29 protein-coding genes and 2 tRNA genes are annotated in these 23,967 nt (G+C 68.2%); 15 read left to right on the top strand and 16 right to left on the bottom strand.

Translation table 11 applies throughout. The annotated features are described in order from the left end of the window. The first annotated feature begins 34 nt into the window (after positions 1 to 34). Positions 35 to 640: a TetR/AcrR family transcriptional regulator gene (locus ABID41_RS09410; RefSeq protein WP_331931232.1), complete on the top strand. Its 606-nt coding sequence runs from the start codon at positions 35 to 37 to the stop codon at positions 638 to 640. An 8-nt stretch (positions 641 to 648) separates the two neighbouring features. Here the strand turns inward: ABID41_RS09410 and ABID41_RS09405 are convergent, their stop codons facing one another. The 6 genes from ABID41_RS09405 to ABID41_RS09380 form a co-directional block, all read right to left on the bottom strand. Then, positions 649 to 1,305: a PEPxxWA-CTERM sorting domain-containing protein gene (locus ABID41_RS09405; RefSeq protein WP_331931230.1), complete on the bottom strand. Its 657-nt coding sequence runs from the start codon at positions 1,303 to 1,305 to the stop codon at positions 649 to 651. A gap of 118 nt (positions 1,306 to 1,423) precedes the next feature. Beyond that, on the bottom strand, positions 1,424 to 2,032 hold the full coding sequence (locus ABID41_RS09400; protein ID WP_331931228.1) for a TetR/AcrR family transcriptional regulator: 609 nt from the start codon (positions 2,030 to 2,032) through the stop codon (positions 1,424 to 1,426). Continuing rightward, on the bottom strand, positions 2,032 to 3,648 hold the full coding sequence (locus ABID41_RS09395; RefSeq protein ID WP_331931226.1) for a DHA2 family efflux MFS transporter permease subunit: 1,617 nt from the start codon (positions 3,646 to 3,648) through the stop codon (positions 2,032 to 2,034). The genes ABID41_RS09400 and ABID41_RS09395 overlap by 1 nt, the downstream gene beginning before the upstream one ends. 12 nt (positions 3,649 to 3,660) lie before the next feature. Further along, positions 3,661 to 4,761: an HlyD family secretion protein gene (locus ABID41_RS09390; protein ID WP_354297460.1), complete on the bottom strand. Its 1,101-nt coding sequence runs from the start codon at positions 4,759 to 4,761 to the stop codon at positions 3,661 to 3,663. A 106-nt stretch (positions 4,762 to 4,867) separates the two neighbouring features. After that, on the bottom strand, positions 4,868 to 5,614 hold the full coding sequence (locus tag ABID41_RS09385; RefSeq protein WP_331932874.1) for an EcsC family protein: 747 nt from the start codon (positions 5,612 to 5,614) through the stop codon (positions 4,868 to 4,870). A 51-nt stretch (positions 5,615 to 5,665) separates the two neighbouring features. After that, on the bottom strand, positions 5,666 to 6,121 hold the full coding sequence (locus ABID41_RS09380; protein ID WP_331932873.1) for a hypothetical protein: 456 nt from the start codon (positions 6,119 to 6,121) through the stop codon (positions 5,666 to 5,668). Positions 6,122 to 6,239: 118 nt separating this feature from the next. Between ABID41_RS09380 and ABID41_RS09375 the strand changes: the two genes are divergently transcribed. Further along, complete coding sequence (locus ABID41_RS09375; protein WP_354297459.1) at positions 6,240 to 7,493, top strand: UbiH/UbiF/VisC/COQ6 family ubiquinone biosynthesis hydroxylase; 1,254 nt, start codon at positions 6,240 to 6,242, stop codon at positions 7,491 to 7,493. Here the strand turns inward: ABID41_RS09375 and ABID41_RS09370 are convergent. Genes ABID41_RS09370 through ABID41_RS09360 form a run of 3 tightly spaced genes read right to left on the bottom strand, consistent with a single transcriptional unit; the run spans position 7,490 to position 9,274 of the window. Further along, positions 7,490 to 7,693: a Trm112 family protein gene (locus ABID41_RS09370; RefSeq protein ID WP_331928600.1), complete on the bottom strand. Its 204-nt coding sequence runs from the start codon at positions 7,691 to 7,693 to the stop codon at positions 7,490 to 7,492. The genes ABID41_RS09375 and ABID41_RS09370 overlap by 4 nt on opposite strands. A 9-nt stretch (positions 7,694 to 7,702) precedes the next feature. Continuing rightward, positions 7,703 to 8,368: an LON peptidase substrate-binding domain-containing protein gene (locus tag ABID41_RS09365; protein WP_331928602.1), complete on the bottom strand. Its 666-nt coding sequence runs from the start codon at positions 8,366 to 8,368 to the stop codon at positions 7,703 to 7,705. Between the two features lie 12 nt (positions 8,369 to 8,380). Beyond that, a complete protein-coding gene (locus ABID41_RS09360; RefSeq protein WP_331928604.1) occupies positions 8,381 to 9,274 on the bottom strand; it encodes a co-chaperone YbbN in 894 nt (297 codons plus the stop codon). A 197-nt stretch (positions 9,275 to 9,471) separates the two neighbouring features. On the opposite strand from ABID41_RS09360, the gene ABID41_RS09355 reads away from it, so the two are divergent. Beyond that, positions 9,472 to 9,678 (top strand): type II toxin-antitoxin system CcdA family antitoxin, encoded by a 207-nt coding sequence (locus ABID41_RS09355; protein ID WP_331928606.1) that lies wholly within the window; start codon positions 9,472 to 9,474, stop codon positions 9,676 to 9,678. Continuing rightward, positions 9,678 to 9,977 (top strand): CcdB family protein, encoded by a 300-nt coding sequence (locus tag ABID41_RS09350; protein ID WP_331928608.1) that lies wholly within the window; start codon positions 9,678 to 9,680, stop codon positions 9,975 to 9,977. The genes ABID41_RS09355 and ABID41_RS09350 overlap by 1 nt, the downstream gene beginning before the upstream one ends. Here the strand turns inward: ABID41_RS09350 and ABID41_RS09345 are convergent. Next, entirely contained in the window at positions 9,974 to 10,480 is a 507-nt protein-coding gene (locus ABID41_RS09345) for a prolyl-tRNA synthetase associated domain-containing protein (protein ID WP_331928610.1), read from the bottom strand. The genes ABID41_RS09350 and ABID41_RS09345 overlap by 4 nt on opposite strands. Before the next feature lie 98 nt (positions 10,481 to 10,578). On the opposite strand from ABID41_RS09345, the gene ABID41_RS09340 reads away from it, so the two are divergent. From ABID41_RS09340 to ABID41_RS09310, 7 genes are all read left to right on the top strand, one after another. Beyond that, a complete protein-coding gene (locus ABID41_RS09340) occupies positions 10,579 to 11,319 on the top strand; it encodes a DUF6065 family protein (RefSeq protein ID WP_331928612.1) in 741 nt (246 codons plus the stop codon). A gap of 85 nt (positions 11,320 to 11,404) precedes the next feature. Continuing rightward, positions 11,405 to 11,479 (top strand) — tRNA-Gly (locus tag ABID41_RS09335). Positions 11,480 to 11,557: 78 nt separating this feature from the next. Then, positions 11,558 to 11,632: transfer RNA gene (locus tag ABID41_RS09330), tRNA-Gly, on the top strand. A gap of 224 nt (positions 11,633 to 11,856) precedes the next feature. Next, a complete protein-coding gene (locus tag ABID41_RS09325) occupies positions 11,857 to 11,994 on the top strand; it encodes a hypothetical protein (RefSeq protein WP_331928614.1) in 138 nt (45 codons plus the stop codon). A gap of 98 nt (positions 11,995 to 12,092) precedes the next feature. After that, positions 12,093 to 12,401 carry a hypothetical protein gene (locus ABID41_RS09320; protein ID WP_331928616.1) on the top strand — a complete coding sequence of 103 codons (309 nt, stop codon included), beginning with the start codon at positions 12,093 to 12,095 and terminating at the stop codon, positions 12,399 to 12,401. Continuing rightward, positions 12,394 to 12,660 carry a hypothetical protein gene (locus ABID41_RS09315; protein WP_331928618.1) on the top strand — a complete coding sequence of 89 codons (267 nt, stop codon included), beginning with the start codon at positions 12,394 to 12,396 and terminating at the stop codon, positions 12,658 to 12,660. Before ABID41_RS09320 ends, ABID41_RS09315 begins: the two co-directional genes overlap by 8 nt. Before the next feature lie 88 nt (positions 12,661 to 12,748). Next, complete coding sequence (locus ABID41_RS09310; RefSeq protein ID WP_354297458.1) at positions 12,749 to 15,118, top strand: bifunctional diguanylate cyclase/phosphodiesterase; 2,370 nt, start codon at positions 12,749 to 12,751, stop codon at positions 15,116 to 15,118. A gap of 64 nt (positions 15,119 to 15,182) precedes the next feature. On the opposite strand, the gene ABID41_RS09305 is transcribed toward ABID41_RS09310, so the two are convergent. Together ABID41_RS09305 and ABID41_RS09300 are read right to left on the bottom strand one after the other, a co-directional pair. Next, entirely contained in the window at positions 15,183 to 15,764 is a 582-nt protein-coding gene (locus tag ABID41_RS09305) for a CC0125/CC1285 family lipoprotein (protein ID WP_331932215.1), read from the bottom strand. A gap of 81 nt (positions 15,765 to 15,845) precedes the next feature. After that, a complete protein-coding gene (locus ABID41_RS09300; protein ID WP_331932216.1) occupies positions 15,846 to 16,484 on the bottom strand; it encodes a LysE family translocator in 639 nt (212 codons plus the stop codon). Between the two features lie 102 nt (positions 16,485 to 16,586). Between ABID41_RS09300 and ABID41_RS09295 the strand changes: the two genes are divergently transcribed. Then, positions 16,587 to 17,357, top strand: a complete 771-nt coding sequence (locus ABID41_RS09295; protein ID WP_331932217.1) for a sulfite exporter TauE/SafE family protein — start codon at positions 16,587 to 16,589, stop codon at positions 17,355 to 17,357. Here the strand turns inward: ABID41_RS09295 and ABID41_RS09290 are convergent. Then, a complete protein-coding gene (locus ABID41_RS09290; RefSeq protein ID WP_354297457.1) occupies positions 17,354 to 17,752 on the bottom strand; it encodes an MAPEG family protein in 399 nt (132 codons plus the stop codon). The two genes, ABID41_RS09295 and ABID41_RS09290, sit on opposite strands and share 4 nt — an antisense overlap. 128 nt (positions 17,753 to 17,880) lie before the next feature. Between ABID41_RS09290 and ABID41_RS09285 the strand changes: the two genes are divergently transcribed. Further along, the gene (locus tag ABID41_RS09285; RefSeq protein ID WP_331932219.1) at positions 17,881 to 18,096 is read left to right on the top strand and encodes a KTSC domain-containing protein; all 216 of its coding nucleotides are present in this window, start codon (positions 17,881 to 17,883) and stop codon (positions 18,094 to 18,096) included. Between the two features lie 12 nt (positions 18,097 to 18,108). Here the strand turns inward: ABID41_RS09285 and ABID41_RS09280 are convergent, their stop codons facing one another. Beyond that, positions 18,109 to 19,470 carry a CitMHS family transporter gene (locus tag ABID41_RS09280; protein ID WP_331932222.1) on the bottom strand — a complete coding sequence of 454 codons (1,362 nt, stop codon included), beginning with the start codon at positions 19,468 to 19,470 and terminating at the stop codon, positions 18,109 to 18,111. Between the two features lie 166 nt (positions 19,471 to 19,636). Next, the gene (locus ABID41_RS09275; RefSeq protein WP_354297735.1) at positions 19,637 to 19,819 is read right to left on the bottom strand and encodes a VOC family protein; all 183 of its coding nucleotides are present in this window, start codon (positions 19,817 to 19,819) and stop codon (positions 19,637 to 19,639) included. 73 nt (positions 19,820 to 19,892) lie between these two features. On the opposite strand from ABID41_RS09275, the gene ABID41_RS09270 reads away from it, so the two are divergent. Continuing rightward, entirely contained in the window at positions 19,893 to 21,848 is a 1,956-nt protein-coding gene (locus ABID41_RS09270) for a helicase-related protein (protein WP_354297456.1), read from the top strand. A 200-nt stretch (positions 21,849 to 22,048) separates the two neighbouring features. Here the strand turns inward: ABID41_RS09270 and rph are convergent, their stop codons facing one another. Further along, the gene (gene rph, locus ABID41_RS09265) at positions 22,049 to 22,765 is read right to left on the bottom strand and encodes a ribonuclease PH (RefSeq protein ID WP_354297455.1); all 717 of its coding nucleotides are present in this window, start codon (positions 22,763 to 22,765) and stop codon (positions 22,049 to 22,051) included. 126 nt (positions 22,766 to 22,891) lie between these two features. Here rph and hrcA point away from each other — a divergent pair, with 126 nt between their 5' ends. Next, on the top strand, positions 22,892 to 23,965 hold the full coding sequence (gene hrcA / locus ABID41_RS09260) for a heat-inducible transcriptional repressor HrcA (protein WP_354297454.1): 1,074 nt from the start codon (positions 22,892 to 22,894) through the stop codon (positions 23,963 to 23,965). Positions 23,966 to 23,967 lie beyond the last annotated feature (2 nt).

Below are 23,967 nucleotides of genomic sequence, written 5' to 3'. Positions count from 1 at the left end.
ATTTATATAATGACCGATACAGAAAGGAATTCGGATGGCTGAAAGGGGCCGCCCCCGCAGTTTCGATCGCGACGCCGCGCTGTCCCGCGCCATGGAGGTGTTTTGGGCGCGCGGTTACGAGGGCGCGTCGATCAGCGATCTGACCTCGGCCATGGGGATCGGATCGCCCAGCCTCTATGCCGCCTTCGGCTCCAAGGAGGAGCTGTTCCGCCAGGCGGTCGATCTCTATGGCGCCGTGGAGGGCCCGGAGATCTGGAGCGCCGTCGAGACTGCAGCCACGGCGCGTGAGGCCGCTGAGGGTTTCCTGACCGCAACCGCCCGCACCTTCTCGCGCCCGGACAAGCCGCGCGGCTGCATGGTGGTCCTCAGCCAGCTCAACGCGACCCAGGCCAGCGAGAGCGTCTGCAGGGCGCTACGGGAGCGGCGCGTGGACGGTCAGTGCGCCCTGGAGGCCCATTTCCGGCGAGCGGTGGAAAGCGGCGAGTTGCCGGGGCGGGTGGACCCCGCCGCCCTCGCCGCCTTCTTCGTGACCGTCCAACAGGGCATGTCCGTCCAGGCCCGAGACGGCGCCAGCGAAGACGCCCTGCTGAAGATCGCTCGGAATGCGATGGCGGCCTGGGAGCCGCTCACCGCGCCCTGACTGAAGCCTCAGGCCAAGCGCGGCTGGGTGCGACGGGTGCGGATGACGCCGCCGACCAGGCCGAAGCCGGCGATCAGCATCGCCCAGGTCGCCGGTTCCGGCGCCGACGAGCCGCCGAAGCGCACTTCCGACAGACCGACCGGGGCATAGCCGTAGATTTCCGGGTACTGCTGGTGATTGCCGGAAAGGCTGAGCTGCACATAGCGGGCCTGGCCCGAAAGGCCGAAGGTCTCGGCGCCCAGCAGCTCCCCGGCGCCGCGGGCGAACTCGCCGGACAGCACGTCGGTGAAACTCACGCCGTCGGTGGAGATGGCCAGGGTGAAGGCCTTGGCGGCGCGGTCCAGGGTGGAGGCGAACTCCTCCTTGCCGAAATTGTAGTTCCAGACGTCGACCGACGAGAGCTGGTAGAGTCCGCCCAGGTCGAAGGTCAGGGTCGCGGCGTCCACCGACAGGTCGGTCATCCACATGTTGGCGTAGTTGGCGTCGTGCTGGTCGCCGACCATCCCGCTGCCGTTGATCAGGTTCTCGGCCTTGTACTCCCCGAACAGCAGGAAGGTGTTGGAGGCGGTGACGCTGACCGGCGTGATGACCGCGGCCGAAGCCGGAGCGGCAAACAGCGCGGCGGCGGTGGCAAGCGCGGCGAGGCCCGAAATCTTAATAGACATGGTTTCTCTCCCGTTAAGAAAGAGAAGGTCATGGACGACGCAGATGTCGGCAGGATCACCGTTCGGTGAAGGTTGTTTCCGAAAAGGCGTCACACGCCAGGGTGGGGACCGGCGGCTCCTAGGCCGCGTAGGCCCGCAGGAAACGCCGCGTCGCCTCGAGGGCGATGGCCTCGATCTGCGCCTCGCTCAGGTCGCGGCGCGCGCCTAACAGATTCCCGAGTTGGCGCGAGCCGATGACCATGCTGGCGAAGAACTCGGCCGCCAGTTCCGGATCGTCGATCGCCAGCCGGCCGGCCTGAGTCTCCATCCGCAGGAAGTCGGCGAGCCGTCGGCGCGAGGTCGCCGGCCCCGCCTCGAAGAAGGCTCGCGCCACGTCCGGCTGGTCGGCGGCGCTCTCCACCGCCATGCGCAGCATCGAAAGGCCCCGCGGGTTCTCGACCGCCGCGATCATGAAGCGGCCGAAGGCGGTGAGCGCCTCCTCGGGGCGCTCGGCCGCCGACGGCTCCATCAGCGGGGCGGTGATCTCCGAAACCCGTCGCGCCACCAGCGCACGGATGAGCTCAGGCTTGGAGCCGTAGTGGTTGTAGATGGTCTGCTTGGAGACCGATGCGCGGCGGGCGATCTCCTCCATCGAGGCGGCCAGCCCCCGCTCGCCGAACACCGCCGCCGCCGCGTCCAGTATGGCCTCCGACTTGGCCAGGTCGATCTGCCCTGCGAGACGGGCCATCAGTGGCCGCCCCCTCCGCCGGTGGCCGGCGGAGCCTTGCCCGGCGTCGCCGTGAAGCCGAGCAGGGCCGCCACCACGCACCCCATGGCCAGGAAATAGAAGGCGTCGCCGAAGGCCAGCACCGAGGCGTCCCGCCGCAGGCCCATGCCCAGGAACTTGTGCGCCGCTCCGCTCGGGTCTGCCACGCCCTGCATCTCCATCATCGACGTCAGGCCCGCCAGCATGTCTTGCGCCTGCTGGTTGGCGATGCTCATCCCGGCCGACAGCTCGGAGAGGTGAACGGCGGTCTGGTCGGACAGGATCGTGGTCAGCATCGCCAGGCCGATCGCCCCGCCGACATTGCGGATCAGGTTCACTAGGCCCGAGGCGTCCTTCATCAAGGTAACCGGCAAGGTCGAGACGCTGAGCTGCTGGGCGGCGATCATGGCGATCATCACCCCCAGGCCGCGAATGGCCTGCAGGGCGGCGAACTGCCAGAAGCCCCATTCGGCGGTCACCCGGATTCCGAGCCCGACGCCGTAGGCCGCCAGGCCAAAGCCGATCACCAGCGGGATGCGCGGGTCCATGGCCCGGACCAGCCGGCCGGCCACCGGGGCGCTGACGAACATGACCAGGCCGGAGACCAGCATGGTGGTGCCCACCTCCGCCGCCGAGTACTGGCGGATCTGACCCAGGAACAGCGGCAAGACGAAAGTCCCGCCGAACAGGCTCATCCCAGAGACGGCGTTCATCATGAAGCCGAGCGTGAAGTTCCTGTCGGTGAACGGCCGCAGCGAGACGATAGGCTGCCTGTAGGTGAGCTGACGCCAGATGAAGACCACCCCGGTGATCACCGCCGTCACGGTGAGCCAGAGGATCAGGTCGTCGTCGAACCAGCCCTCGCCCGAGCCCTCCTCCAGCACGTACTGCATCGAGAGCAGGAAGACGGTCATGGTCACCAGGCCGAACCAGTCGATACCTTTGGCCAGAGAAGGGTCGCCCTTGTCGAAATCGCCGTAGCGGCTGACCAGGAACATCACCAGCAGGCCGGGTGGAACGTTCACGAAGAACAGCCACCGCCAGTTCAACGCCTCGGTCAGATGGCCGCCCAGGGTCGGGCCGATGGTTGGGGCCAGGGTGACGATCACCCCGACGATGACGTTGGCCGTGACCCGCTTTTCCGGCGGAAACACCGTCATGGCGGTGGCGAACACGGAGGGGATCATCGCGCCCGCCGCCAGCCCCTGGAAGGCGCGGGTGATGATCATCATCTCGAAGCTGGTGGTCAGGCCGGTGAGGATCGAGGTCAGGATGAACCCGATCGCCGCGGCCACATAGACCGGCCGGGTGCCCCACATCTTGGTCAGGTAGGCGGTGAGCGGAATGATCACCACCTCGGCCAGCAGGTAGATGGTCTGGATCCAACTGATCTCGTCGGCGCTGGCGCCGACCCCAGCCTGGATCTGGCTGAGGGACGAGGCGACGATCTGGATGTCCAGGACCGCCATGAACTGGCCGATCACCATCCCCCCGAAGCCGAGGAAGATCTTCGGCCAGTCGACCTCGCCCGAAGCGGTCACATGTCCGCCGGGCGCCGTCTGGGCCGGGGGCGGTGCGGCGATGGCTGCGTCGGCCACGACCCGCGCGCCTTAGTGGCTTTCGCCGCGGCTGGCGTACTCGGACGCCGGCAGCGCCTCGGCGAAGCTCGGCCCGGTATTGCTCTGGACGTCCACCTTGACCTCGACCGAGAGGCCCGGCCGCAGAGCGCCCGACAGCGGCGACTTGGCGTCCACCGCGATCTTCACCGGCAGCCGCTGGGCGATCTTGGTGAAGTTGCCGACCGCGTTCTCCACCGGGATCAGGGCGAACTCCGAACCCGTGGCCGGCGCGAAGGAGTCGACGCGGCCCTTGATCTCCCGCTTGCCGAAGGCGTCGGCCTTGATCGTCACCGGCTGACCGATGCGCAGGCGCGCGACCTGGGTCTCCTTGAAGTTGGCGACGACGAAGGCCTCGCCCAGCGGCACCACGCTCATCAGCACGGTGCCGGGCCGGACGTACTGGCCGATGCGGACCGAGCGAGCGCCCACCACGCCGGACACCGGCGCGCGGATCTCGGCCCGCTCGAGGTTGATGCGGGCCTGTTCCGCCGCAGCGTGCGCGGCCCGGGCCTGCGCCAGGGTCTGGGCCCGGGCCGAACCCAGGCTGTCATAGCTCCGGCGCTCGGCCTCCAGCGTCGCCTGGGCCTGGGCGACGCTCGCACTGGCCTGGCTGGCGGCGGCCCGCGCGGTCTGAGCCCGCTGGGCCGAGACCCAGCCTTGCGAGGCCAGCGATCCGTAGCGGCCAAGTTCGGCCTGGGCGAGCTGGGCCTCGGCCCGGGCCGAGACGACGCCCGCGGCCTTCTGCTCGATCATCGCCTGCTCCAGGCGCGCCTTGTCGTCCACCGCGCGGACCGCAGCGTCCAGCGCCGCGGCGTTGCCCTCGGCCTGGGCCAGAGCCGCCTTCAGGGGCGCCAGGTCCAGCCGCACCAGCACCTGGCCGGCGGAGACCTGCGCGTTGTCCTTCACCAGCACCTCGGCGACGTAACCGTCGACCTGGGGCGCCACCGCCACCTTGTCGGCCTGGACGAAGGCGTTGTCGGTCGACTCGTACTTCTGCTTGTTGAGCCACCAGAACCCGCCGCCGACCACGAGGCCCAAGCCGATCACCCCGGCTGCAGTGAGCGGAACAAACTTCTTCGGCAATAACGCCATGGAATTCGGCCTGAATTGATCATCAAAAATGGACGCGTCAGTCCAATGGTGACGCAAGTTTGACCGCTCGCCTATCCGTGCAATGAAGAAATTTGCGCGCGGGGCGCTACAAGGCCGTCAGCCAACGGCCCCGGTAGCCGTTCATCGCCATGCTTCCGAGCCGCTCGGTCAGCCGCCAATTCACCACCGCGCCCACCGGCGCGCCGATCAGCGGGATGAGCTGGGCCATCTTCGCCAGGTCGATATAGTCCCGGTATTCCTGCTGGAACTTGCGCCAGTCGAACTCGTCCAGACTCTGCGGATGAGCCCTGGCGTCCCAGTCCTCCAACGCCCGGAACACCTCGGCCCGGCGCGCGGCCGACGAGAAGGCCAGTTGGAAGAGGTGCAGCAGGTAGAGCCGCTCGGAGAAGTCCGAGCCGCGGTGGCCGTAGACCGCGGCCAGGTCGAACAGCAGCTTGATCTTGATGGCGATCAGCGCCGGGAAGTCCGCCAGGGCCAGCCAGAACCCACCGGCGCCTGCGACGCCGCCCTCTACCGCCGCGGCCGTCCGATAGCCCGAGATCACGCCGAGCGCCTTGGCGTCGCGGATGCTCAGCGGCGCGTGCTCCAGCGGCGCGGCCGTGGTCAGGTTCGAGCCCAGCAGGATCGCCCGGGTCATCTTCTCGACCACCGCCGTCACCGCCGCGTGGGCCTTTTCCGGGATGATGGCGTTGACCCGCTGCTGCGTGCCGCGCGCCGCCTTGTCGATCAGGTTGGGCGCCTTCAGCATCTGCCGGCGCCAGCGCGCGACCTCGGCGGCCGCCCAGGCTTCGTATTCGGCCTCGGGCGCGGCGAAAGGCGGCTTGTCAGGCATGAGCGGCTCCTTGGTTCCCGAGACTTATGAGACCCGGGCCCGCTCCGCCAGTCACGTCCCGAACCAGCCTCCGACCACGCACGAGGCCTTCCCGTCTCGGACCGTGACCGTAGCGCGATGCCCCACGCCCGGCTTGAAGACGGTCACGCCCCTTTCCGTCGCCACCGCGACCATCGCCGGGCCGGTGAACTGGCAGACGCGGTAGGGATCGCCGGGGATCAACCCCTCGCCCAGCGGCGAGGCGCAGCTCGCATGCCCGAAGCGCCGCGCGAAACGCGCCCCGCCATAGGAGAACTCATAGGGCGTGTCGGCCGCGAAGGCCGCCCCGTGCGCCACCACCGGACAGGGCGGGCCGCTGATATCCCAGGCCCGCCGCTCGGCCTCCTGCAGCGACCAGGTCTCGTAGATCAGCCAGGCCGGCAGGGTCGCCAGCATGACCAGAAAGAAGCCGACGCCCACCAGTTCGCTTAGCCGGCGGCCGGCGGGCGGCGCTGTGACAGCAACCATGACCCCTCCTCCCGGAAGCCCGGCCCAGCTTGACCTGCAAAACCGCCCACGCACAACCATGAAGAGCGAACGCGCCTTGCCCCTGGACCTTGCCCGGCTTTCGTCGGCATATCGCCCCATGGCTCAGACATTCGATGCGGACGTGATCATCGCCGGCGCCGGCATGGCGGGGGCGACCTTGGCCCTGGCGCTCAAGAGCGGGGGCCTGGAGCCGCTGCTGATCGATCCGATCGTCTTCGACGACCAGCTTGCGCCAACCTTCGACGGCCGCGCCTCGGCCATCGCCTTCGCCTCGTTCCGCCAGTGGCGCACCCTCGGCCTGGCCGCCGAGATCGAGCCCTACGCCCAGCGGATCGAGCAGATCCTGGTCACCGACGGCTTCGCGCCCGGCGCGGCCGCCCCCAAGCCGACCCCGTTCTTCCTGCAGTTCGACTCCGCCGAGATCGCCGACCGCTCGGACGGCGAGCCGCTGGGCTACATGATGGAAAACCGCCGCACCCGGGCGGCCCTGGCCGCCGGCGTCGGCCGCGCGAAGATACGCGTCGAGGCCCCCGCCAAGGTCGCCGCCGTCGAGGTCGAGACCGGCGCGGCCAAGGTCAGGCTGGAGGACGGCCGGGTGCTGACCGCGCCCCTGGTGATCGGCGCCGAGGGCCGCGGCTCCATCGTGCGCCGCCAGATCGGCGTCGGGACCATCGGCTGGGACTATCGGCAGACCGGCGTCGTCGCCACGGTGAAGCTGGAGCGCGGCCACCAGGGCGTGGCCCACGAATATTTCCTGCCCGGCGGCCCCTTCGCCATCCTGCCGCTCACCGAGGACCGCGCCAGCCTGGTCTGGACCGAGAGCCACCCCAAGGCCGCGGCGCTCAAGGCCGCCTCGCCGGAAGCCTTCCACGCCCACCTGCAGCGCCGCTTCGGCGAGTTCGTCGGCGAGGCGACCGTCCAGGGCCCGGTCTTCACCTATCCGCTCTCGCTACAACTGGCCGAGCGGCTCTACAGCCCGCGCGTGGGCCTGCTGGGCGACGCCGCCCACGGCGTCCACCCGATCGCCGGCCAGGGCCTGAACCTCGGCCTCAAGGACGCTGCGGCCCTGTCGCAAGTCCTGGTCGAGGCCGCGCGCCTGGGCGAGGATATCGGCTCCGAGGCGGTGCTGGAGCGCTACGCCCGCTGGCGCAACTTCGACAACGTCATGCTGGCCGCGGCCACCGACGTCTTCACCCGGCTGTTCTCCAACGACAACCCGGTCCTGCGCCTGGCGCGCGGCGTCGGGATGTCGGCGGTGAACCGCATCGGCCCGGCCCGGCGCTTCTTCATGGCCGACGCCGGCGGCGCGGCCGGCGACCTGCCCCGCCTGCTCCGCGGCGAGGCGCTCTAGTCGAGGGCGCGCGCCTCTTCCGGCAGCATGATCGGCACGCCGTCGCGGATCGGATAGGCGAGCTTGGCGCTCTTGCTGATCAGCTCCCCGGCCTCGCGGTCATAGACCAGCGGCCCGTGCGTGACGGGACAGACCAGGATCTCCAGCAGGCGTGGATCGATCTCGGCGTGGATGGGCAGGGTGGCGGAGGCGTCGGTCATGGCAGGCTTCTACTGGATCGATTGCGGTCCGTCATCGTCCGCGCCGAGGCTGTCGATCTCCAGGAGCGCCGTCAGGGCGTCGCAGCGGTCGGCCACGGTCTGCGCCTCCAGCAGCGCCTGCTTCTCCGGCGGGTCGAACGGCAGGCCCATGGCCAGGCTGGTGACCAGGCTCTCCAGCGGCGCGCTCTCGGCCGTATCCCAGTCGATGTCCAGCTCGCGGCGGTTCAGGTAGCGCTTCAGCGCCCCGGCGAACCGCCGGCGGTCGAAGGCCGGAATGTCGGCGGCCTCGACGGAAAGGTCGTCGGCGAAGGGCTCGAAGTCCGCCCGCACCTGCCGATAGGGCGTGGTGACAGACAGCTCCTCCTTGATGTGGAACCGGCAGACCCCCGTCAGGGTGATGAGGTAGCGCCCGTCCGAGGTCTCCGAAAAGCTGGTGACTCGCCCGACGCAGCCCACATTGGCCAGGCTCGGCCGCACCCGGTCGCCCGCCGGCCGCGTCTGCACCATGCCGATCATCCGGTCCCCGGCCATGACGTCGTCGGTCATGTTCAGATAGCGCGGCTCGAAAATCTGCAGCGGCAGGTCGCCGCCAGGCAACAGCAGCGCGCCGTCCAGCGGAAACACCGGGATGACCTGCGGAAGGTCGGAAGCTCTGCGGAAGACGGCGGCCGGCATGCGCCTCCTCTCCTATGAGAACAGGATCGACGAGAGCCGCCGACGCCCGGCCCGGGTGATGTCCGAACCTGCGCCCGCCGCCTCGAAGATGGTCAGCAACTGTTTGCGCGCCGCCTCGTCGTTCCAGGCGCGGTCGCGCGCGATGATGGTCAGCAGATGGTCGCTGGCCTCGCCCCAGGCGCCGCGGGCGGCCAGGGCCTTGGCGATCTCGAAGCGCGCCTCGTGGTCGTCGGCGTCCTTGGCCAGCCGCTGCTCGAACTCGCTGGTCTCGCTGGGGCCTTCCTCGGCCAGGGCCAGGGCCGCCCGGACGCTGTCGAGGTCGGCGTCCCTGGCGTCGGCCGGCGCCATCTCGGCGATCTCGGCGGCGCGTTCGCGGTCGCCGCCGGCCAGATAGCAGCGGGCCAGGCCGCCGAGGGCCTTCACATTGTCCGGCTCGGCCTGCAGCACCTGGGCGTAGGCCTGGGCGGCCCCGCCGACGTCACCGACCTCCAGTGACTCCTTGGCCATGGCCAGCAGCTCGTCCGTGGCGTTGGCCGGCGCCTGGCCGGCGATGCGGTCCACGAACTGCTTCACCTGGCTGTCGGGCAGGGCGCCCATGAAGCCGTCCACCGGCCGCCCTCCGACGAAGGCGAACACCGCCGGGATCGACTGCACGCGAAGTTGGCCGGCGAACTGCGGGTTGGCGTCGATGTCGACCTTGACCAGCTTCACCTTGCCCTTGGCGGCCAGGACGTTCTTTTCCAGCGACGGGCCGAGCTGGCGGCACGGGCCGCACCAGGTCGCCCAGAAATCGACGATGACCGGCGTCTCCTTGGACGCCTCGATCACGTCGGCGATGAAGCTCTGGTCCGTACCGTCCTTGATCAGGTCGGAGGCTTGGGGCTGGGTCTCGCCGATGAGGCTCATAGATCGTCTTCCGGATAGGAGGCTTGCCAGGGCGTAACGCGCCCGGCCGCTAAAATGGTCCTTAACGTCGCACGCTTCAACGGCGGTCAGGCGTTCCGGGGGCGAACTCGGCGCGTAACTGGACCCGACTGGCAAGCATGCGCATGCTCGCTTATGTTATGCGCATGGAGAACGCACACCCCCCTGGTCGCCAGCGCTTGAACCTCACGCTTCCAGGCGCCCTGGTCGATGAAGCCAAGGCTCTCGGCCTGAACCTCTCGCGCGCCTGCGAGAGCGGCCTGGAAGCAGCGGTCGCGGCCGAGCGCGCGCGACGCTGGCAGGCCGACAATCGTCCGTTCTTCCACTGGTACAACGCCAAGGTCGAGAAAGAGGGCCTGCCGCTGGCGCAATACCGACAGTTCTGATGAAGAACGGCGTCTACAGGCTTCCGAGCGGCGTGCTGGTCGTCGATGTGCAGTCCGATCTGCTGCACCCGACCAACACCCGCGTCGTCATCCCGCTCATCGCGGCGATCGACCTGCCCGCGCAACCCCTGAGGTTGACGCCCTGCTTCGAGGTCGAGGGGCAGAAGGTCATGCTTCTTCCCTTGCAGATGGCGGCCGTTCCGCTGCGCGAGCTGGGACGCCAACCGGTGCGCATGCTGACCGAGGAGGAAGCCTACGCCGTCAGCGGCGCGCTGGGCGTGCTGTTCGAGGGCGTCTAGCCCACCACGCTCATCGCCGCGAAATCCACCACGATCGGCTCGATCCCCAGCGCCGCCAGGAACTGCCGGAAGCCTGCCTTCGACACACCGGTCGTGGCGGTGTTGGTCATCGGGTGGAAATTCACCCGCTCGGCCTGCGCCAACCTCCGGTCCAGCACGAAGGTGATCTGCCGGCCGGCATCGTTCATCAGCCCGAAGGCGGTCACCGAGCCCGGCGTCACGCCCAAGGTCGCCTCCATCAGCTCGGCCGGGCCGAACGACAGCCGCGCCGAGCCGATCACCGTATGCAGGCGCTTTAAGTCGATCACCGTGTCGTCCTGGGCCGAGATCAGCCACAGCCGGCCCTTGGCGTCCTTCAGGAACAGGTTCTTGGTGTGCGCGCCGGGGATATCGTCCTTGATCCCCTCGCCCTCGCCCACCCGGAACACCGCCACGTGGTCGGTGGTGTCGTGCTCGATGCCGTGGGCGTCGAAGAAGGCGAGAAGGTCGGCGCGGGTCTTCATGCCGGCTTGCTTAGCCCATGGGGCGCCGTGGCCGCTAGCGGTCGGGGCGGATGCTGGCTAGAGCAATGGGCGCAAGTGAGCCGAAGTTGGAGGAAGCCATGGAGCTCGAGTGCTATCCCACCGCCGAGCGTCCGCCGGAAATCGTGCCGGGCCGTCCGCAGCGCGCCTGGATGGACCGTTTCGCCGAGCGCCATCCGTATCGCTGCCTGCCGCTGAGCATGGCCAACACCACCGGCTGGGAGATCCTCTGTCCGATGGCCTTCACCGCCGAGTGGAACGGCGGCCTGATGCAGGAGGACATCAAGCTGACCTCCGACCGGCCGCACCCGGATTTCCATAACTTCGTGAAGAGCCACTTCAGCCACGGGGTCATGACCTTCCACCCCGGCTACCTCTTCCGCACCCCGCCGGGCTGGTCGATGATCGCCCAGGGACCGCCCAACCACGTCAAGGACGGCATCCAGCCGCTGGCCGGCCTGGTGGAGACCGACTGGCTGCCCTTCCCCTTCACCATGAACTGGATCTTCACGCGGCCGGGCCGGGTGCGGTTCGAGAAGGGGGAGCCCTTCTGCTTCATCACCCTCACCAAGGACCGCGAACTGGCCGACTTCCAGCCGGTGATCCGGGGCATGGACCGCAACCCCGAACTCCGCGACCAGTACGACACCTGGGAGAAGCACCGGGCCGAGTTCAACAAGCGGATCTTCCGCGCCGACCCCGACGCCACCAAGGAAGCCTGGCAGCGCTACTACTTCCGCGGGGAGTTCCCGGAGGACACCGGAGAGGCGCCGAAGGACCATGTGAACAAGCGTCGCCTGAAGAATCCGAAATTTGGCTGATAGGGGTGTTGCCAACGTGCGGGCCCTCTGCCATAAGCCCGCTCTCGATTTTCGGGCGGCGCGGGAAACCAGGTCGCTTCGGGGTGCGGGCGTAGCTCAGGGGTAGAGCACAACCTTGCCAAGGTTGGGGTCGTGAGTTCGAATCTCATCGCCCGCTCCAATCGAAAATCGAACCCCAGCAGGGGCCGCCCTCAGGCGGCCCTTTTGTTTTCCGGTCGCGCATCCCGCGGCCAGGAACGCGGGCGTAGCTCAGGGGTAGAGCACAACCTTGCCAAGGTTGGGGTCGTGAGTTCGAATCTCATCGCCCGCTCCAATCCTCCCCGAGAGGATTGGAACGAGACCCGGAAGTCCCGAACGATCAGATGCGCCCCCGCTGCGGGAACTCTGCGCCCCCTCGGGGTCTAAGGATGGCCGCGACCTGACGGCCCAGCCATGACGAACTGGCAAGCCGCTCGCAGAGGCTGCGCCCGCTCTTCTGCCCCGCGCAAGACACCCCCTGTTGCGCCATCAAACCCGCCTGGGCTATAGAGCCGCCCGATGACACTGGCTTTCGACATCGCCGGACCGATGAGCGCGCGCAGCCTCGCGCGCCCGGCCGCCTGCGCGTCGAAAACCACCATGATGCTCATTACCATGACCCCCTACATCGGGACGGGGCGAACGCTCGCGCTTTAACAAGGCCGACGGATCGCAAGATCAGGAACCCCGCTCCCGAAAGGCAGCGGGGTTTTTTGTTGCGCGCTCCATCGGTCCTCCAAACGAAGGACTGAACCATGGACACCACCGAACCCACCCAGCCGTTGAGGGCCGGCGACGCCGCCAGGCGCTTCGCCGACGCCCTGGCCGCCGAGGCCCTGCTCGAACAGACGGCCCGCCTGGAGGCCACCCTGGCGGCCGACGGGGGCCTGGAGACCCTGTTCGCCGTCGAGCAGGCCCTGGACCTCGCCTGGCCGAGCAGCGCGCCGACCTGCGAGCTGATCTGGGCGACCGAGGCGGCCGAGGATGTTCTGCGCCTGCGCGCCTTCGACGACGCCGGCCGCCTGCTGCTCTCGCAGGCCTACAAAGGCAGACGCCATGGGTGAGCCCGCCCTCGAACCCCGCCGCACCTTCCTCGTACGCGCCCGCCCGGCCCGGGACGCCCTGCTGCGCGTGCTCGGCCCGTTTTCCGCCCAGGGCGCCGAGATCCTCAGCCTCCAGGCCGAGCAGGGCGATGACGCCATCTCCATCCGCATCGAGGCCGGCGGCCTCGGGGCCGACGTCGCCGGCCATCTGGTCGAACGCCTTCGCGGCATGCCGCTGGTGACCCAGGTGGGCGTAGGCTGGCGAGTGACCGGGCCATGAACACGTCTGCCGTGCGGATGGGGAGTTTCTTTACCCTGGCGGGCTAGCTTCAGCTCGAAGTTTCTCCATCCCTCCAAGGCGTCCCCTAGTGTTCAAAGTGCTGACGTGCCTGGCGACGGCGCACGATCTTCGCCTCGTCGTCGTGGCCGCGTTCGTCTGCTTCGGCGGCTGCTTCACCGCCTTCCGTCTCTATTCGCGCATGCGCGAGGCCGCGGGCGTCCTCGTGCGCGCGGCCTGGATGCTGCTGACCGGCCTGGTCGCCGGCTGTTCCGTCTGGGCGACCCACTTCATCGCCATGCTGTCCTTCGACACGGGCCTGCCCTCCGGCTTCCTGCCAGGAGGGACCCTCGCCTCGCTGCTCGTCGCCGTGCTGTTCATGGGCGCGGCCTTCGCCGCCGCCGCCGTGGCGCGCACGCCGCCGACCCGCGCCGTGGCCGGCATGCTGGCCGGGCTCGGGATCGCGGCGATGCACTATGTCGGCATGTCGGGCTATGTGACCGAGGGCCGGCTGAGCCGGGATCTCTCCCTGGTCGCCGCCTCCATCGCCATCGGGGCCGCGCTTGCCGCCGCCGCCATGTGGAAGGCCCAGCGAGCCCACAGCGCCGAGCGTCAGGTCATCGCAGGCCTGCTGCTCACCCTCTCGATCTGCGCCGTCCATTTCGGCGGCATGGCGGCCATCACCGTCATCCCCGACAGCAGCATCCAGGTCCCGGGCCAGATGCTGTCCTCGGTGATGATGACCCTGGCCGTCACCCTGATCGTCGGCCTCATCATGCTGGGGGGCCTGGCCGCCGTGCTCATCGAGGGCGCGGCCAACGCCCAGGCCCTGAACCGGCTCCGTCGCCTGGCCGACGCCGCTTATGAAGGCATAGTGGTGGTCCGCGGCGACCGCATCCAGGACGCCAACGCCGCCTTCTGCGCCATCTCCGCCGCCCAGATCGACGACCTGGTCGACCGGCCGCTGACCGAGATGCTCGACTTCGACGGCCTGCCGGTCGAGGGCCGGCGCGAGGGACGCCTGCGGCCCGTCGGCGGCGGCGCGGAAATCCCCGTCGAGGCCTTCGCCCGCGTCCTCGAGCCCGGCAAGGGCGAGGCGGCCGAGGACCTGACCGTGCTGGCCGTCCGCGACCTGCGCGAGCGCCGGACCGCCGAGGAGAAAATCCGCTATCTGGCCGAGCACGACGGCCTCACGGGCCTCGGCAACCGCAATGCCATGCAGAAGCGCCTGAGCCAGGCGCTCGAGCAGGCGGCGGCCTCCGGCGAGGCCCTGGCGGTCATCTGCATCGACCTCGACCACTTCAAGGAAGCCAACGACCTGCATGGCCACCAGGCCGGCGACGCCGTGCTGACCGCGACTGCCGAGCGCCTGCGGCGCACGGTGACCGCCCCGTCCTTCGCCGCGCGCCTGGGCGGCGACGAGTTCGTGGTGATCCAGATCGGCGCGGGCCACCAGCCCACCGCGGCCGCCGAGCTCTGCTCGACCCTGCTGGAGACTCTGAGCACGCCGGTGCTTTACCGCGACCAGAACCTGCGCATCGGCGCCAGCCTGGGCGTCAGCCTCTATCCCCACGACGGCGACACCGGCGGCGCGCTGCTCGCCAAGGCCGACATGGCCCTCTATCGGGCCAAGGACAGCGGCCGGGGCGTCTACGCCTTTTTCAAGCGCGAGATGGACGAGTCCATCCGCGAGCGTCGGGGCCTGGCGCGGGAGCTGCGCGAAGCGATCGCCACCGACGAACTGGTGCTGCACTACCAGCCGCTGGCCCGGGCCGAGGACGGCGCAGTCTGCGGCTTCGAGGCCCTGGTCCGCTGGCGACACCCGGTCCGCGGCCTGCTGCCGCCCATGGAGTTCATCCCGATCGCCGAGGAGAGCGGCCTGATCCTGCCGCTAGGCGAATGGGTGCTGCGCCAGGCCTGCGCCGACGCCGCGGCCTGGGACAATCCCTTGAGAATCGCGGTCAACCTCTCGCCGGTGCAATTGCATCAGCCGGACCTGCCGGCCCTGGTGCACAGTGTCCTCGTGGAAACCGGCTTGAACCCCTCGCGCCTCGAGCTCGAGATCACCGAGACCGCGCTCTTCAAGGACTTCCAGCGGGCCCTGGGCAACCTGCGCCGGCTGAAGGCGCTGGGCGTGCGCATCGCCATGGACGACTTCGGCACCGGCTTCTCGTCGCTCTCGACCCTGCAGTCGTTCCCGTTCGACAAGATCAAGATCGACAAGAGCTTCGTGGAGAACATCCACCGGCACGACCGCGCCACGGCGATCGTACGGGCGGTGCTGAGCCTTGGCCGCAGCCTCGACATCCCCGTCACCGCCGAGGGCGTGGAAACCCCTGAACAGCTCGAATTCCTCCGCGCTGAGGCCTGCGCCGAAGTGCAAGGCTACGCCATCGGCCGCCCAGCGCCTCTCGCGGCCGACGAGGAAGAAGCCCCCGCACGCCTAACCAGCCACCGCTAGTCCCCTCTGTGGGAGCGCGTCCCCCCTCACGACAGGGCCATGGCCCAACTCCGGCTCGGAAACCTCAACCCGCCGGACGGACGATCCGCGGGCCGAGATTGTTCACCACCGCCCGGGCGTCGAAGGCGCGCGGATCGTCGGCCGGCTTGGCGCCGCGATGCATGACGATCTCGGCGCTGGCTTCGAACTTGGTCACCGTGCGCACGTCGACGCTGTCGCTCCAGAAAGGCGAGCCCCAGTAGGGATCCCAGGTGCGCCAGCCAAAGCCGCCGCCGTAATAGCGCCAGGACGGACGCCAGTAGCCGTAGGCCGGGCCGTACCAGGGGCTGAAGAACGGATCGCGCTCGATATAGGTCCGGCGGTCCGCCTCGGTGCTGCGGTCGACGATGGAGAACCAGTCGAAACCCTGCTGGACGGTCAGTTCGGCCGCCCGATAGAGCAGATAGCCCTCGACGGTTTCACGCGAGGTCAGGCTGTTGCCGGCGAAATTGACCCGGAACCGGTTGGCTTCGATCTGCTGCTCGGAATAGCCGCCCGAGACCTGCTGGCCAGGAATGTTGGGCTGATAGGGCGTGGCCGTGGTGCAGGCGGCTGCCAGGCCGGCGAGCGCAAGGCTCGCGATGATGGCGACGGATTTGCGTGACATGACTTCGGACCCGAAAATCCCCGGACGCGGGGGAGGACTGCACCAGACGAAAACACCTGGACACAATTATGGTTGCGCTTGTTACGCTTGCCCAGCCTTGAGCGCGATCAACACCGCCGCGGTCATCAGCAGCAGGCCGACGACGACGGAGAATCCCTTGCGGAAACGCGGCTCGTTCATCCTTGCGGCCATCGCCGCGCCACCCAGGCCATAGGCGCTCATCGCCAGGACATCGAGGCTGAGCGTCGCGCAGGCGAAGGCCGCGAGCTGGGCCGGCAGCGGCCGGGCCGGGTCGAGGAACGGCGGCAGCACGGCGGTGAAGAAGAGGATCGCCTTCGGATTGGCGATCTGCACCGCGAACCCGTCCAGGAAGGCCGACCTGCCCCGCCGCGCCTCTGCGTGTCCGGCCGGCTCGCGCGCCTCGAACGCGCCCTTCAGCGACTTCAGCCCCAGCCAGGCGATATAGGCCGCCCCGCCGAACGCCAGCAGGTGAAAGACCTGCGGGAACGCCAGGATCAGCGCGCCCAGCCCCAGCGCCGCGGCGGCGAACCAGACCAGGGTCGCGGTGTTCATGCCCGCCACGCCGATCAGCGCCGCCACATTGCCGCGCTGCGCGCCCGTGGCGATGGAAAACAGGTTCGCCGGCCCAGGCGTGATCGCCATTACCGCCATCACCGTCAGGAAGGCGGCGTAGCGCGCGGGATCGACCGGAAGAGCCATCGTGGGAGGGGCCTGACGCAGAAATGCTGATTCCGCCCCGAGGTAATCCCCATTGCCTCCCTGGGGAAGCTCTGCGAATGCGCCCTGCGATGTGGAGGGGCGATGAGTCCTGAATTCTGGCTATACGGCGCTGTGGGCTTTGCGGCCCAGATCGTCGACGGTGCGCTGGGCATGGCCTACGGCGTCGTGTCAACGACGGTGCTGCTGGCCAACGGCGTGCCGCCGGCGAGCGCCTCTGCGAGCGTGCATGCGGCCAAGGTGTTCACCGGGGCGGCCTCGGCGATCTCGCACATCGCTCACCGCAACGTGGACTGGCGGCTGCTGGTGCTGCTGGCGGCCGGCGGCGTCGTGGGCGGCGTGGCCGGCACCTACCTGCTGACCTCGGTCGATGGCGACGCCATCAAACCCTATGTGGTCGCCTGGCTGGGCCTGATGGGCCTCGTCATCCTCTACCGAGCCTGGAAGGGCGTGCGGCCCAAGCCGTTCTCCTGGAAGTCGCCCCTCCCGCTGGGCCTGGTCGGCGGCTTCTTCGACGCCGTCGGCGGCGGCGGCTGGGGGCCGGTGGTGACCTCCACCCTGCTCGGTTCGGGCGCCGACCCGCGCAAGGCGATCGGCACCACCAACGCGGCGGAGGCCTTCGTCGCCGCAGCGGTGTCCGCCGCCTTCCTCGCCGCCCTGGTCAGCGGCCACTGGCGCACCGAGGGCCTCGCCGAGCACCTCTGGTCGGTGCTCGGCCTGATCGCCGGCGGGGTGGTCGCCGCCCCGATCGCCGGCTGGATGACCAAGGTCATGCCGCTGCGGGCGCTCACCTGGGTGGTCGGCCTGGTGGTCACGGGCCTGGCGATCTCCCAGGCCATCGTGCTGTTCCGCTAACCTGCGAAAGCCGTCCAGCCGATCCTGCCCGCCGCGCCCAGCAGCAGCACCGCCGTCGCCAGGAGGTGGATCAGGAAGCCCGCCTCGCGCTTCTTCGGATCGGCCACATAACCCAGGGCGTAGACGATCCGCCCGACGATCCACACCACGCCCATGGCGGCGGCGAAGAGCTCGTTCCAGTAGATGGCGAACAGCCACAGCCCCACCAGGAACGCCGGCAGCCATTCCAGGGTGTTGTAGTGCACCCGGATGTGCCGCTCGAGCACCGGGTCGCCGGTCATGGCCGGGGCGGCCACCCCGCTCTTCACCCGCGCCCGTCCGACCCGGATCCCCATCCATAGATAGACCAGTACGGCGGCGATGGTGACCAAGGCCACATAGCTGTGCGGTTGCATGTTCCCTCCCCACGGCCTTGCGCCGTAAGCCCGCGTCCGGTTCAGCTTGGCACGGCGAAGGGGCGCACGGAACCGTCCTTAGCCCCTCGCGCTAATACCGGGTCCACGGAAGATTGGGAGGCCCCGCCATGCAGGTCGACTCCGAAGCCATCCGCGATGTGTCCTACGACGCCGAGCGCGCCAAGCTCTTCGTCACCTTCATAGACGGCGACCGCTACGTCTATGTCGGCGTCCCCGGCGAGGTGCACCGAAGTTTCCTGGAAGCCGACTCCAAAGGCCAGTTCTTCGCCTACGAGATCCGCGACCAGTACCCCTACAACAAGGTCGACGCCGAGCCCGGGTGAAACCCGGACGCGTCACCGTCCGGCGACCAGCGGGAAGGCCCCGACCGCCATGGCGGCGACCAGCATCACCAGCGAGGTCGCCACCGCCCAGCGGGCGGTGAACTTCTGGTGCTCGCCGAACTCCACCCCGGCCAGGCTGACCAGCAGATAGGTCGAGGGCACCAGCGGGCTCAGCAGGTGCAGGGGCTGGCCGACCAGCGAAGCGCGGCCGATGGCCTGGGCGCTGATCCCGTAGTGCGAGGCGGTCTCGGCCAGGATCGGCGCCATGCCGAAATAGAAGGCGTCGTTGGAGACGAAGAAGGTCATCGGCAGGCTGATCAGCCCGGTGATCGGCGCCATGTACGGGCCCAGCGCCGGCGGGATCACCGCCAGCAGGCTGCGCGACATGTGCTCGACCATCCCGGTGCCGTTGAGGATGCCGGTGAAGATCCCGGCCGCGAAGATCAGCGAGACCACCGCCATGACATTGGCCGAGTGCGCCGCCACCCGCGCCTTCTGCTCGGCGATGCTGGGATAGTTGACCACGCCCGCGACGCAGAAGGCGGCCATGAACAGCACCGGCAGCGGCATCACGCCCAGCACCAGCAGCGCCATCAGGGCCGCCGTCAGCACGGCGTTGAACCAGATCAGCCGCGGCCGGCGCGCGGCGATGTCCGAGGAGACGGTGAACCCGCCATGGCCCACGTCGACGATCTCGTCGACGCCGGCGTCACCGGCGAGCCCCTCGCCGAAGACGGGCGCCTCCTCGCCCAGCCTCAGCGACCCGAGCCGCCGGCGCTCGTGGCGGCCGTAGAAATAGGCCAGCGCCAGCAGCCAGACGAAGGTGATCGCCATGGCCGGGATCATCGGCAGGAAGATCTCCGCGGCCTCGACCTGCAGGGCGGTGGCCACCCGCGCGGTCGGCCCGCCCCAGGGCGTCAGGTTCATCAGCCCGCTCGACAGCATGACCAGGCAGGCCATGATCAGCGGGTTGAGCCCCATCCGCCGATAGAGCGGCAGCAGGGCCGCGACGGTGATCATGTAGGTGGTGGAGCCGTCCCCATCGAGCGAGACCAGGGTCGCCAGCACCACCGTCCCGACCACGATCTTCACCGGGTCGCCGTGCACCAGCCGCAGCAGCAGGCCGACCAGCGGGTCGAACAGGCCGGAATCGATCATCAGCCCGAAATAGAGGATGGCGAACATCAGCAGCACGCCGGTCGGCGCGATCTTGCTGATGCCGTCCAGCATCATCGGCCCCAGGTCGCTCCCGAAGCCCGCCAGCAGGCCGAAGATGATCGGAACCGAGATCAGGGCCACCAGGGGCGTCAGCCGCCGCGTCATGATCAGCGTCATGAACGTCGCGACCATGGCGAAACCCATGACCGAAAGCATCACCCCCGACGCGCCCAAGACTCCACCCCCACCCTGACGAACCGCCCCGGCGTCCATGACCGCGCCGGGTTCGCCGCCTGGTCTTGCACCAAGCCGGCGCGGATCGCGAGACACGAATGGGGACCGGGACGGCGCCCCGGGCCTCCGCGCCGCCGGCGCCGGCGGCTCAGGTCAGGTCCGTGAACGGGTTGTGCGCCACCTCCCACAGATACCCGTCCGGATCGGCGAAATAGCCGGAATAGCCGCCCCAGAAGACCTCCTGCGGCGGCTTCACCGGCCTTGCGCCCACCGACACCGCCTGGGCGAAGACCGCGTCCACCGCCTCGCGGCTGGGGACGTTGTGCGCCAGGGTGACCCGCGCCTTACTTTCAGAAGTATATGCCTCTGTTCAGCGGCGGCTCGCCACTTCGGAGCATGTACGCGTGACGACGGTCCCGACCATCGATCCAACCAATCCCGACCAGCAAGTCTTCATCCTCACCCAGGAGCGGCTTCAGGTTCTTCTTGCCGTGTCTAACATCGAGTTCGACCTCATCGTTGTGGACGAGGCGCAAAACCTTTCGGACGGCGCCAGAGGCATGATCCTGCAGGAATGCCTTGAGCAGGCGGTGGCTCGCAAAGACAAGACGAGGGTCATCTTTCTAGCCCCTGGAGCAGAGGGCTTCGATGACGTCGCCCAAGCTGTCGGCATTAAAAAACTTCAGCCTTCGGTGTCTCTCCTGCCGTCCGTCATTCAGAACCGGATCCTGGTTAGCAAGGCTGCCGAACCCCGCAGCTTGAAGCTGCGGCTTCTAACAGCGCTTGGGTCGGTCGCATTGGGGACTTTGCAAAGCCAGCGAGGCTTTGATTTGCCGGCCAACCGGCTTGCAGCAGTTGCCCTTGAGCTTGGCAGAACAGGCGGCTCGCTGGTTTACGCGACTGGCCCTAAAGACGCGGAAAACGTAGCGCTGCAGCTCTTTCAGGACTGCAAGGACCAAGACAACAACCAGCTCCGCGACCTAGCTGAGTTTATCGAAAAGCATATTCATCCGCGCTATTCCCTGAGCGGCTTGGTGCGGCGAGGCGTGGCTTTCCACTATGGCAAGATGCCAACCCTCTTAAGAGAGGGGATTGAAAGTGCCTTCAAGTCCGGAGCCCTCAATTACCTAGTTTGCACGACGACACTCTTTCAGGGCGTCAATCTACCTGCACGCAACGTGTTCATAGACACTCCGACACGAGGGACGAGCTCACGACTGGAGCCGGCAGCGCTTTGGAATTTCGCGGGGCGTGCCGGCCGCATGAAGGCAGATATCGTTGGTAACGTGTTCCTGGTCGACTATGATGACTGGCCCGAACGGCCAATGAACAAGTTCGTAGGCTTTCGAATTGAGCCAGCTTTTTCGAAGGTGGCGACCGAGCGCCGAGACGACATTCTGCAGGCACTTTCGGGGGAGTTGCCACGGCAACTTCCGGGAAACGACGAGATTGCCAACGTGCGGGCGGCGGCCGGCCTCCTCATCGCCCGGGCCGCACGCGGCGACATAGAAATCTTCGCAGAGCGGTCTCTCAAATCCATCGATCTGCAGAAGCGCGGGGACCTAGTCGAAGCTGCGGAGCGAGCGAGCGAGGAGATTGCACTACCGGCCTCCCTCCTCGCGACAAACTGGACGATCGATCCATTCGGTCTCAAGCGCCTCTTCAACGAGCTAGTCGCCAAGATTTCCAATGATGAGATCGACACTCTCATTCCTCGAAATCCGCACGACTACTTGGCGGCGAAAGAGGCCTACGAATCCATTTTCATGAGGGTTCAGCGGCTGGTGAACCTTTCCGCGAGTAGGTTCCCCATCCTTGTCGCGGGAGTCGCCGTCAAGTGGATGCAGGGCAAGCCATATCCCGCGCTCTTGGCGGATGCCATCAAGAGAGCCGAGCGCGGCCGCAAGAAGAAGCTCAAGGAGTACGAAGAGGAGCTCATGCGAAACCCCAAAACTAGGAAGCGACCGCCCAAGCCGACCGACATCAATGATGTCATTCGGAAGGAGTTCGAGTTGATCGAGGATGTGATCCGCTTCCAATACGTTCAGTTGGGCAAGGCATACGTAGACGTGCTTAGCCACGCGTTGCGCCATACTGGTCGCGGTGACCGGGTAAAGGAGATCTTCGATTTCCCCCTCGCGCTGGAATTGGGTGTCTCAACGCGTTCAGGTTGGTCGTTTATGGAGCTGGGCCTGTCGCGCATCGCGGCTGCAGCGCTCGAGCCACATTTTCCAAATTCTGAGCTTGGCGTGGCTGAAGCCAGGGCGTGGCTCCGCGACCTGGACGTTACACCGCTGCGATTAAGCCGGGTCATTTTGGATGAGATTCAAGGCCTGGGTCTCGTGAAGGTGGCCGCGTAGACGAGGCTCGCTGCGGAGCTTTCAACGCCCAAGCCTCGTGTACTGAGGGGGCCAGCTTCGCGTGCGGACATGGAGCGGTCCGTCCCAAGGTCCGCTACGAGCCCACCGGTGAACCTGCGAGGCCGAACGAGACAACCGCCTTCTAAGCGGATGCTCAGCAGGTCGATTACCCGCTGTCTCGGCCCCGCCTCTCGCCCAGCCTACCCGCCAGTCACCGCCCGCTGCACCTCGCAAAGCTCCCCGATCCCCTTGCGGGCCAGCGAGAACAGCGCCTCGAACTCGCCTTGCGTGAACCCACGCTTTTCGCCGGTCGCCTGGATCTCGACGATGTCGCCCTTGCCGGTCAGCACGAAGTTGGCGTCGGCCTCGGCGTTGGAGTCCTCTTCGTATTCCAGGTCAAGCACCGGGATGCCCTTGAAGACGCCGCAGGAGATCGCCGCCACCTGGTCGAGGATCGGGTCCTTGGTGATCACGCCCTCGTCCAGGAGGTAGCGGGTCGCCATGCGCAGGGCCACCCAGGCGCCGGTGATGGCCGCGGTGCGGGTGCCGCCGTCGGCCTGGATCACGTCGCAGTCGATGGAGACCTGGCGCTCGCCCAGGGCCACCGGGTCCACCACCGCGCGCATGGAGCGGCCGATCAGCCGCTGGATCTCCTGGGTGCGGCCCGACTGCTTGCCCTCCGAGGCCTCGCGCCGGCCGCGGGTGTGGGTCGCGCGCGGCAGCATGCCGTACTCGGCCGTCACCCAGCCCACGCCGCGGCCGCGCATGAAGCCGGGCACCCGGTCCTCGACGCTGGCGGTGATCAGCACCTTGGTGTGGCCGAAGCTCGCCAGGCACGAGCCCTCCGCATAGCGGTTGACCCCCACTTCCAGCGTCACGGGGCGGAGCATGTCGGCGGTGCGGTCGGAGGGGCGCATGGTGGTCCTTGAAACGGAAGGGGTCTGGCGTCTTGCGTCGGGCGGCTTATCCTAGATGCGAGAGGTTCCGTCCATGGCCCTGACCGAGCTGCGCCGCCCCCCCGACCTGCCCATCGTGACCTACCCGTGGTGACCCACCCGCTGCTTTCCCCCGGCCCGTCGCTCGCCGAGCTGGACGAGCGGGCGCGCGACATCTTCCGCCGGGTCGTGGAGGGCTATCTGGAGACCGGGGAGCCGGTCGGCTCGCGCACCCTCTCCAAGGGCGGGGTCCACCTTTCCCCCGCCTCGATCCGCAACACCATGCAGGACCTGACCCATCTGGGCCTGCTGGGCGCGCCGCACGTCAGCGCCGGGCGCATCCCCACCCATGCGGGCCTGCGGCTGTTCGTCGACGGCCTGCTGGAGGTCGGCGACCTGCCCGAGGACGAGCGCCGCGAGATCGACGTGCGGCTGGCGACCAAGGGACGCAATTTCGAGGAGGCGCTGAACGAGGCCTCGGCCATCCTCTCGGGCCTGGCCGGCGGGGCCGGCATCGTCGTCACCCCGGCCCGGGACGCGGGCGTCAAGCACGTGGAGTTCGTCGCCCTCTCGGCCGAGCAGGCCCTGGCGATCATGGTCTTCGAGGACGGGGCGGTGGAGAACCGGCTGATGCGGCTGGCGGCCGGCGTCACGCCCTCCTCGCTGCAGGAGGCGTCCAACTTCATGAACGCCCGGCTGCGCGGCCGCACCCTGGTGGAGGCGGGCGTGGAGATCCGCGGCGAGCTGGAGGCTGCGCGCCGCCAGCTCAACGAGACCGCCGCGCGGCTGGTCGAAGAGGGCATGGCCGCCTGGAGCGGCGGCGGCGAGGACGAGGGCCGGGCCCTGATCGTGCGCGGCCGCGCCAACCTGCTGGGCGACCGCCAGGCGCTGGACGACCTCGAGCGCGTGCGCATGCTGTTCGACGATCTCGAACAAAAGGAACAGTTGATCGGTTTGCTGGATGACGTGCGCCAGGCCCAGGGCGTGCGCATCTTCATCGGCGCCGAGACACGGCTGTTTTCGCTTTCGGGTTCCGCCGTGATCGCCGCGCCCTATATGACGGGCCGACAGAAGGTGCTCGGGGCGATCGGCGTGATTGGCCCGGCGCGCCTGAATTATGCCAGGGTGATCCCGTTGGTGGACTATACCGCCCGGGTGCTGTCCCAGGTGACGAAAGCGTAGAG

The sequence above is a fragment of the Phenylobacterium koreense genome (assembly GCF_040545335.1).
Lineage (GTDB): Bacteria > Pseudomonadota > Alphaproteobacteria > Caulobacterales > Caulobacteraceae > Phenylobacterium > Phenylobacterium koreense.
This window is presented reverse-complemented; position numbering and strand designations above follow the sequence as displayed.

Coding starts and splice junctions, on each gene's coding strand:
- ABID41_RS09410 (WP_331931232.1), top strand. CDS start 35: ATGGCTGAAAGGGGCCGCCCCCGCAGTTTCGATCGCGACGCCGCGCTG.
- ABID41_RS09405 (WP_331931230.1), bottom strand. CDS start 1,305: ATGTCTATTAAGATTTCGGGCCTCGCCGCGCTTGCCACCGCCGCCGCG.
- ABID41_RS09400 (WP_331931228.1), bottom strand. CDS start 2,032: ATGGCCCGTCTCGCAGGGCAGATCGACCTGGCCAAGTCGGAGGCCATA.
- ABID41_RS09390 (WP_354297460.1), bottom strand. CDS start 4,761: ATGGCGTTATTGCCGAAGAAGTTTGTTCCGCTCACTGCAGCCGGGGTG.
- ABID41_RS09385 (WP_331932874.1), bottom strand. CDS start 5,614: ATGCCTGACAAGCCGCCTTTCGCCGCGCCCGAGGCCGAATACGAAGCC.
- ABID41_RS09380 (WP_331932873.1), bottom strand. CDS start 6,121: ATGGTTGCTGTCACAGCGCCGCCCGCCGGCCGCCGGCTAAGCGAACTG.
- ABID41_RS09375 (WP_354297459.1), top strand. CDS start 6,240: ATGGCTCAGACATTCGATGCGGACGTGATCATCGCCGGCGCCGGCATG.
- ABID41_RS09370 (WP_331928600.1), bottom strand. CDS start 7,693: ATGACCGACGCCTCCGCCACCCTGCCCATCCACGCCGAGATCGATCCA.
- ABID41_RS09365 (WP_331928602.1), bottom strand. CDS start 8,368: ATGCCGGCCGCCGTCTTCCGCAGAGCTTCCGACCTTCCGCAGGTCATC.
- ABID41_RS09360 (WP_331928604.1), bottom strand. CDS start 9,274: ATGAGCCTCATCGGCGAGACCCAGCCCCAAGCCTCCGACCTGATCAAG.
- ABID41_RS09350 (WP_331928608.1), top strand. CDS start 9,678: ATGAAGAACGGCGTCTACAGGCTTCCGAGCGGCGTGCTGGTCGTCGAT.
- ABID41_RS09345 (WP_331928610.1), bottom strand. CDS start 10,480: ATGAAGACCCGCGCCGACCTTCTCGCCTTCTTCGACGCCCACGGCATC.
- ABID41_RS09340 (WP_331928612.1), top strand. CDS start 10,579: ATGGAGCTCGAGTGCTATCCCACCGCCGAGCGTCCGCCGGAAATCGTG.
- ABID41_RS09325 (WP_331928614.1), top strand. CDS start 11,857: ATGACACTGGCTTTCGACATCGCCGGACCGATGAGCGCGCGCAGCCTC.
- ABID41_RS09320 (WP_331928616.1), top strand. CDS start 12,093: ATGGACACCACCGAACCCACCCAGCCGTTGAGGGCCGGCGACGCCGCC.
- ABID41_RS09315 (WP_331928618.1), top strand. CDS start 12,394: ATGGGTGAGCCCGCCCTCGAACCCCGCCGCACCTTCCTCGTACGCGCC.
- ABID41_RS09305 (WP_331932215.1), bottom strand. CDS start 15,764: ATGTCACGCAAATCCGTCGCCATCATCGCGAGCCTTGCGCTCGCCGGC.
- ABID41_RS09300 (WP_331932216.1), bottom strand. CDS start 16,484: ATGGCTCTTCCGGTCGATCCCGCGCGCTACGCCGCCTTCCTGACGGTG.
- ABID41_RS09295 (WP_331932217.1), top strand. CDS start 16,587: ATGAGTCCTGAATTCTGGCTATACGGCGCTGTGGGCTTTGCGGCCCAG.
- ABID41_RS09290 (WP_354297457.1), bottom strand. CDS start 17,752: ATGCAACCGCACAGCTATGTGGCCTTGGTCACCATCGCCGCCGTACTG.
- ABID41_RS09285 (WP_331932219.1), top strand. CDS start 17,881: ATGCAGGTCGACTCCGAAGCCATCCGCGATGTGTCCTACGACGCCGAG.
- ABID41_RS09280 (WP_331932222.1), bottom strand. CDS start 19,470: ATGCTTTCGGTCATGGGTTTCGCCATGGTCGCGACGTTCATGACGCTG.
- rph (WP_354297455.1), bottom strand. CDS start 22,765: ATGCGCCCCTCCGACCGCACCGCCGACATGCTCCGCCCCGTGACGCTG.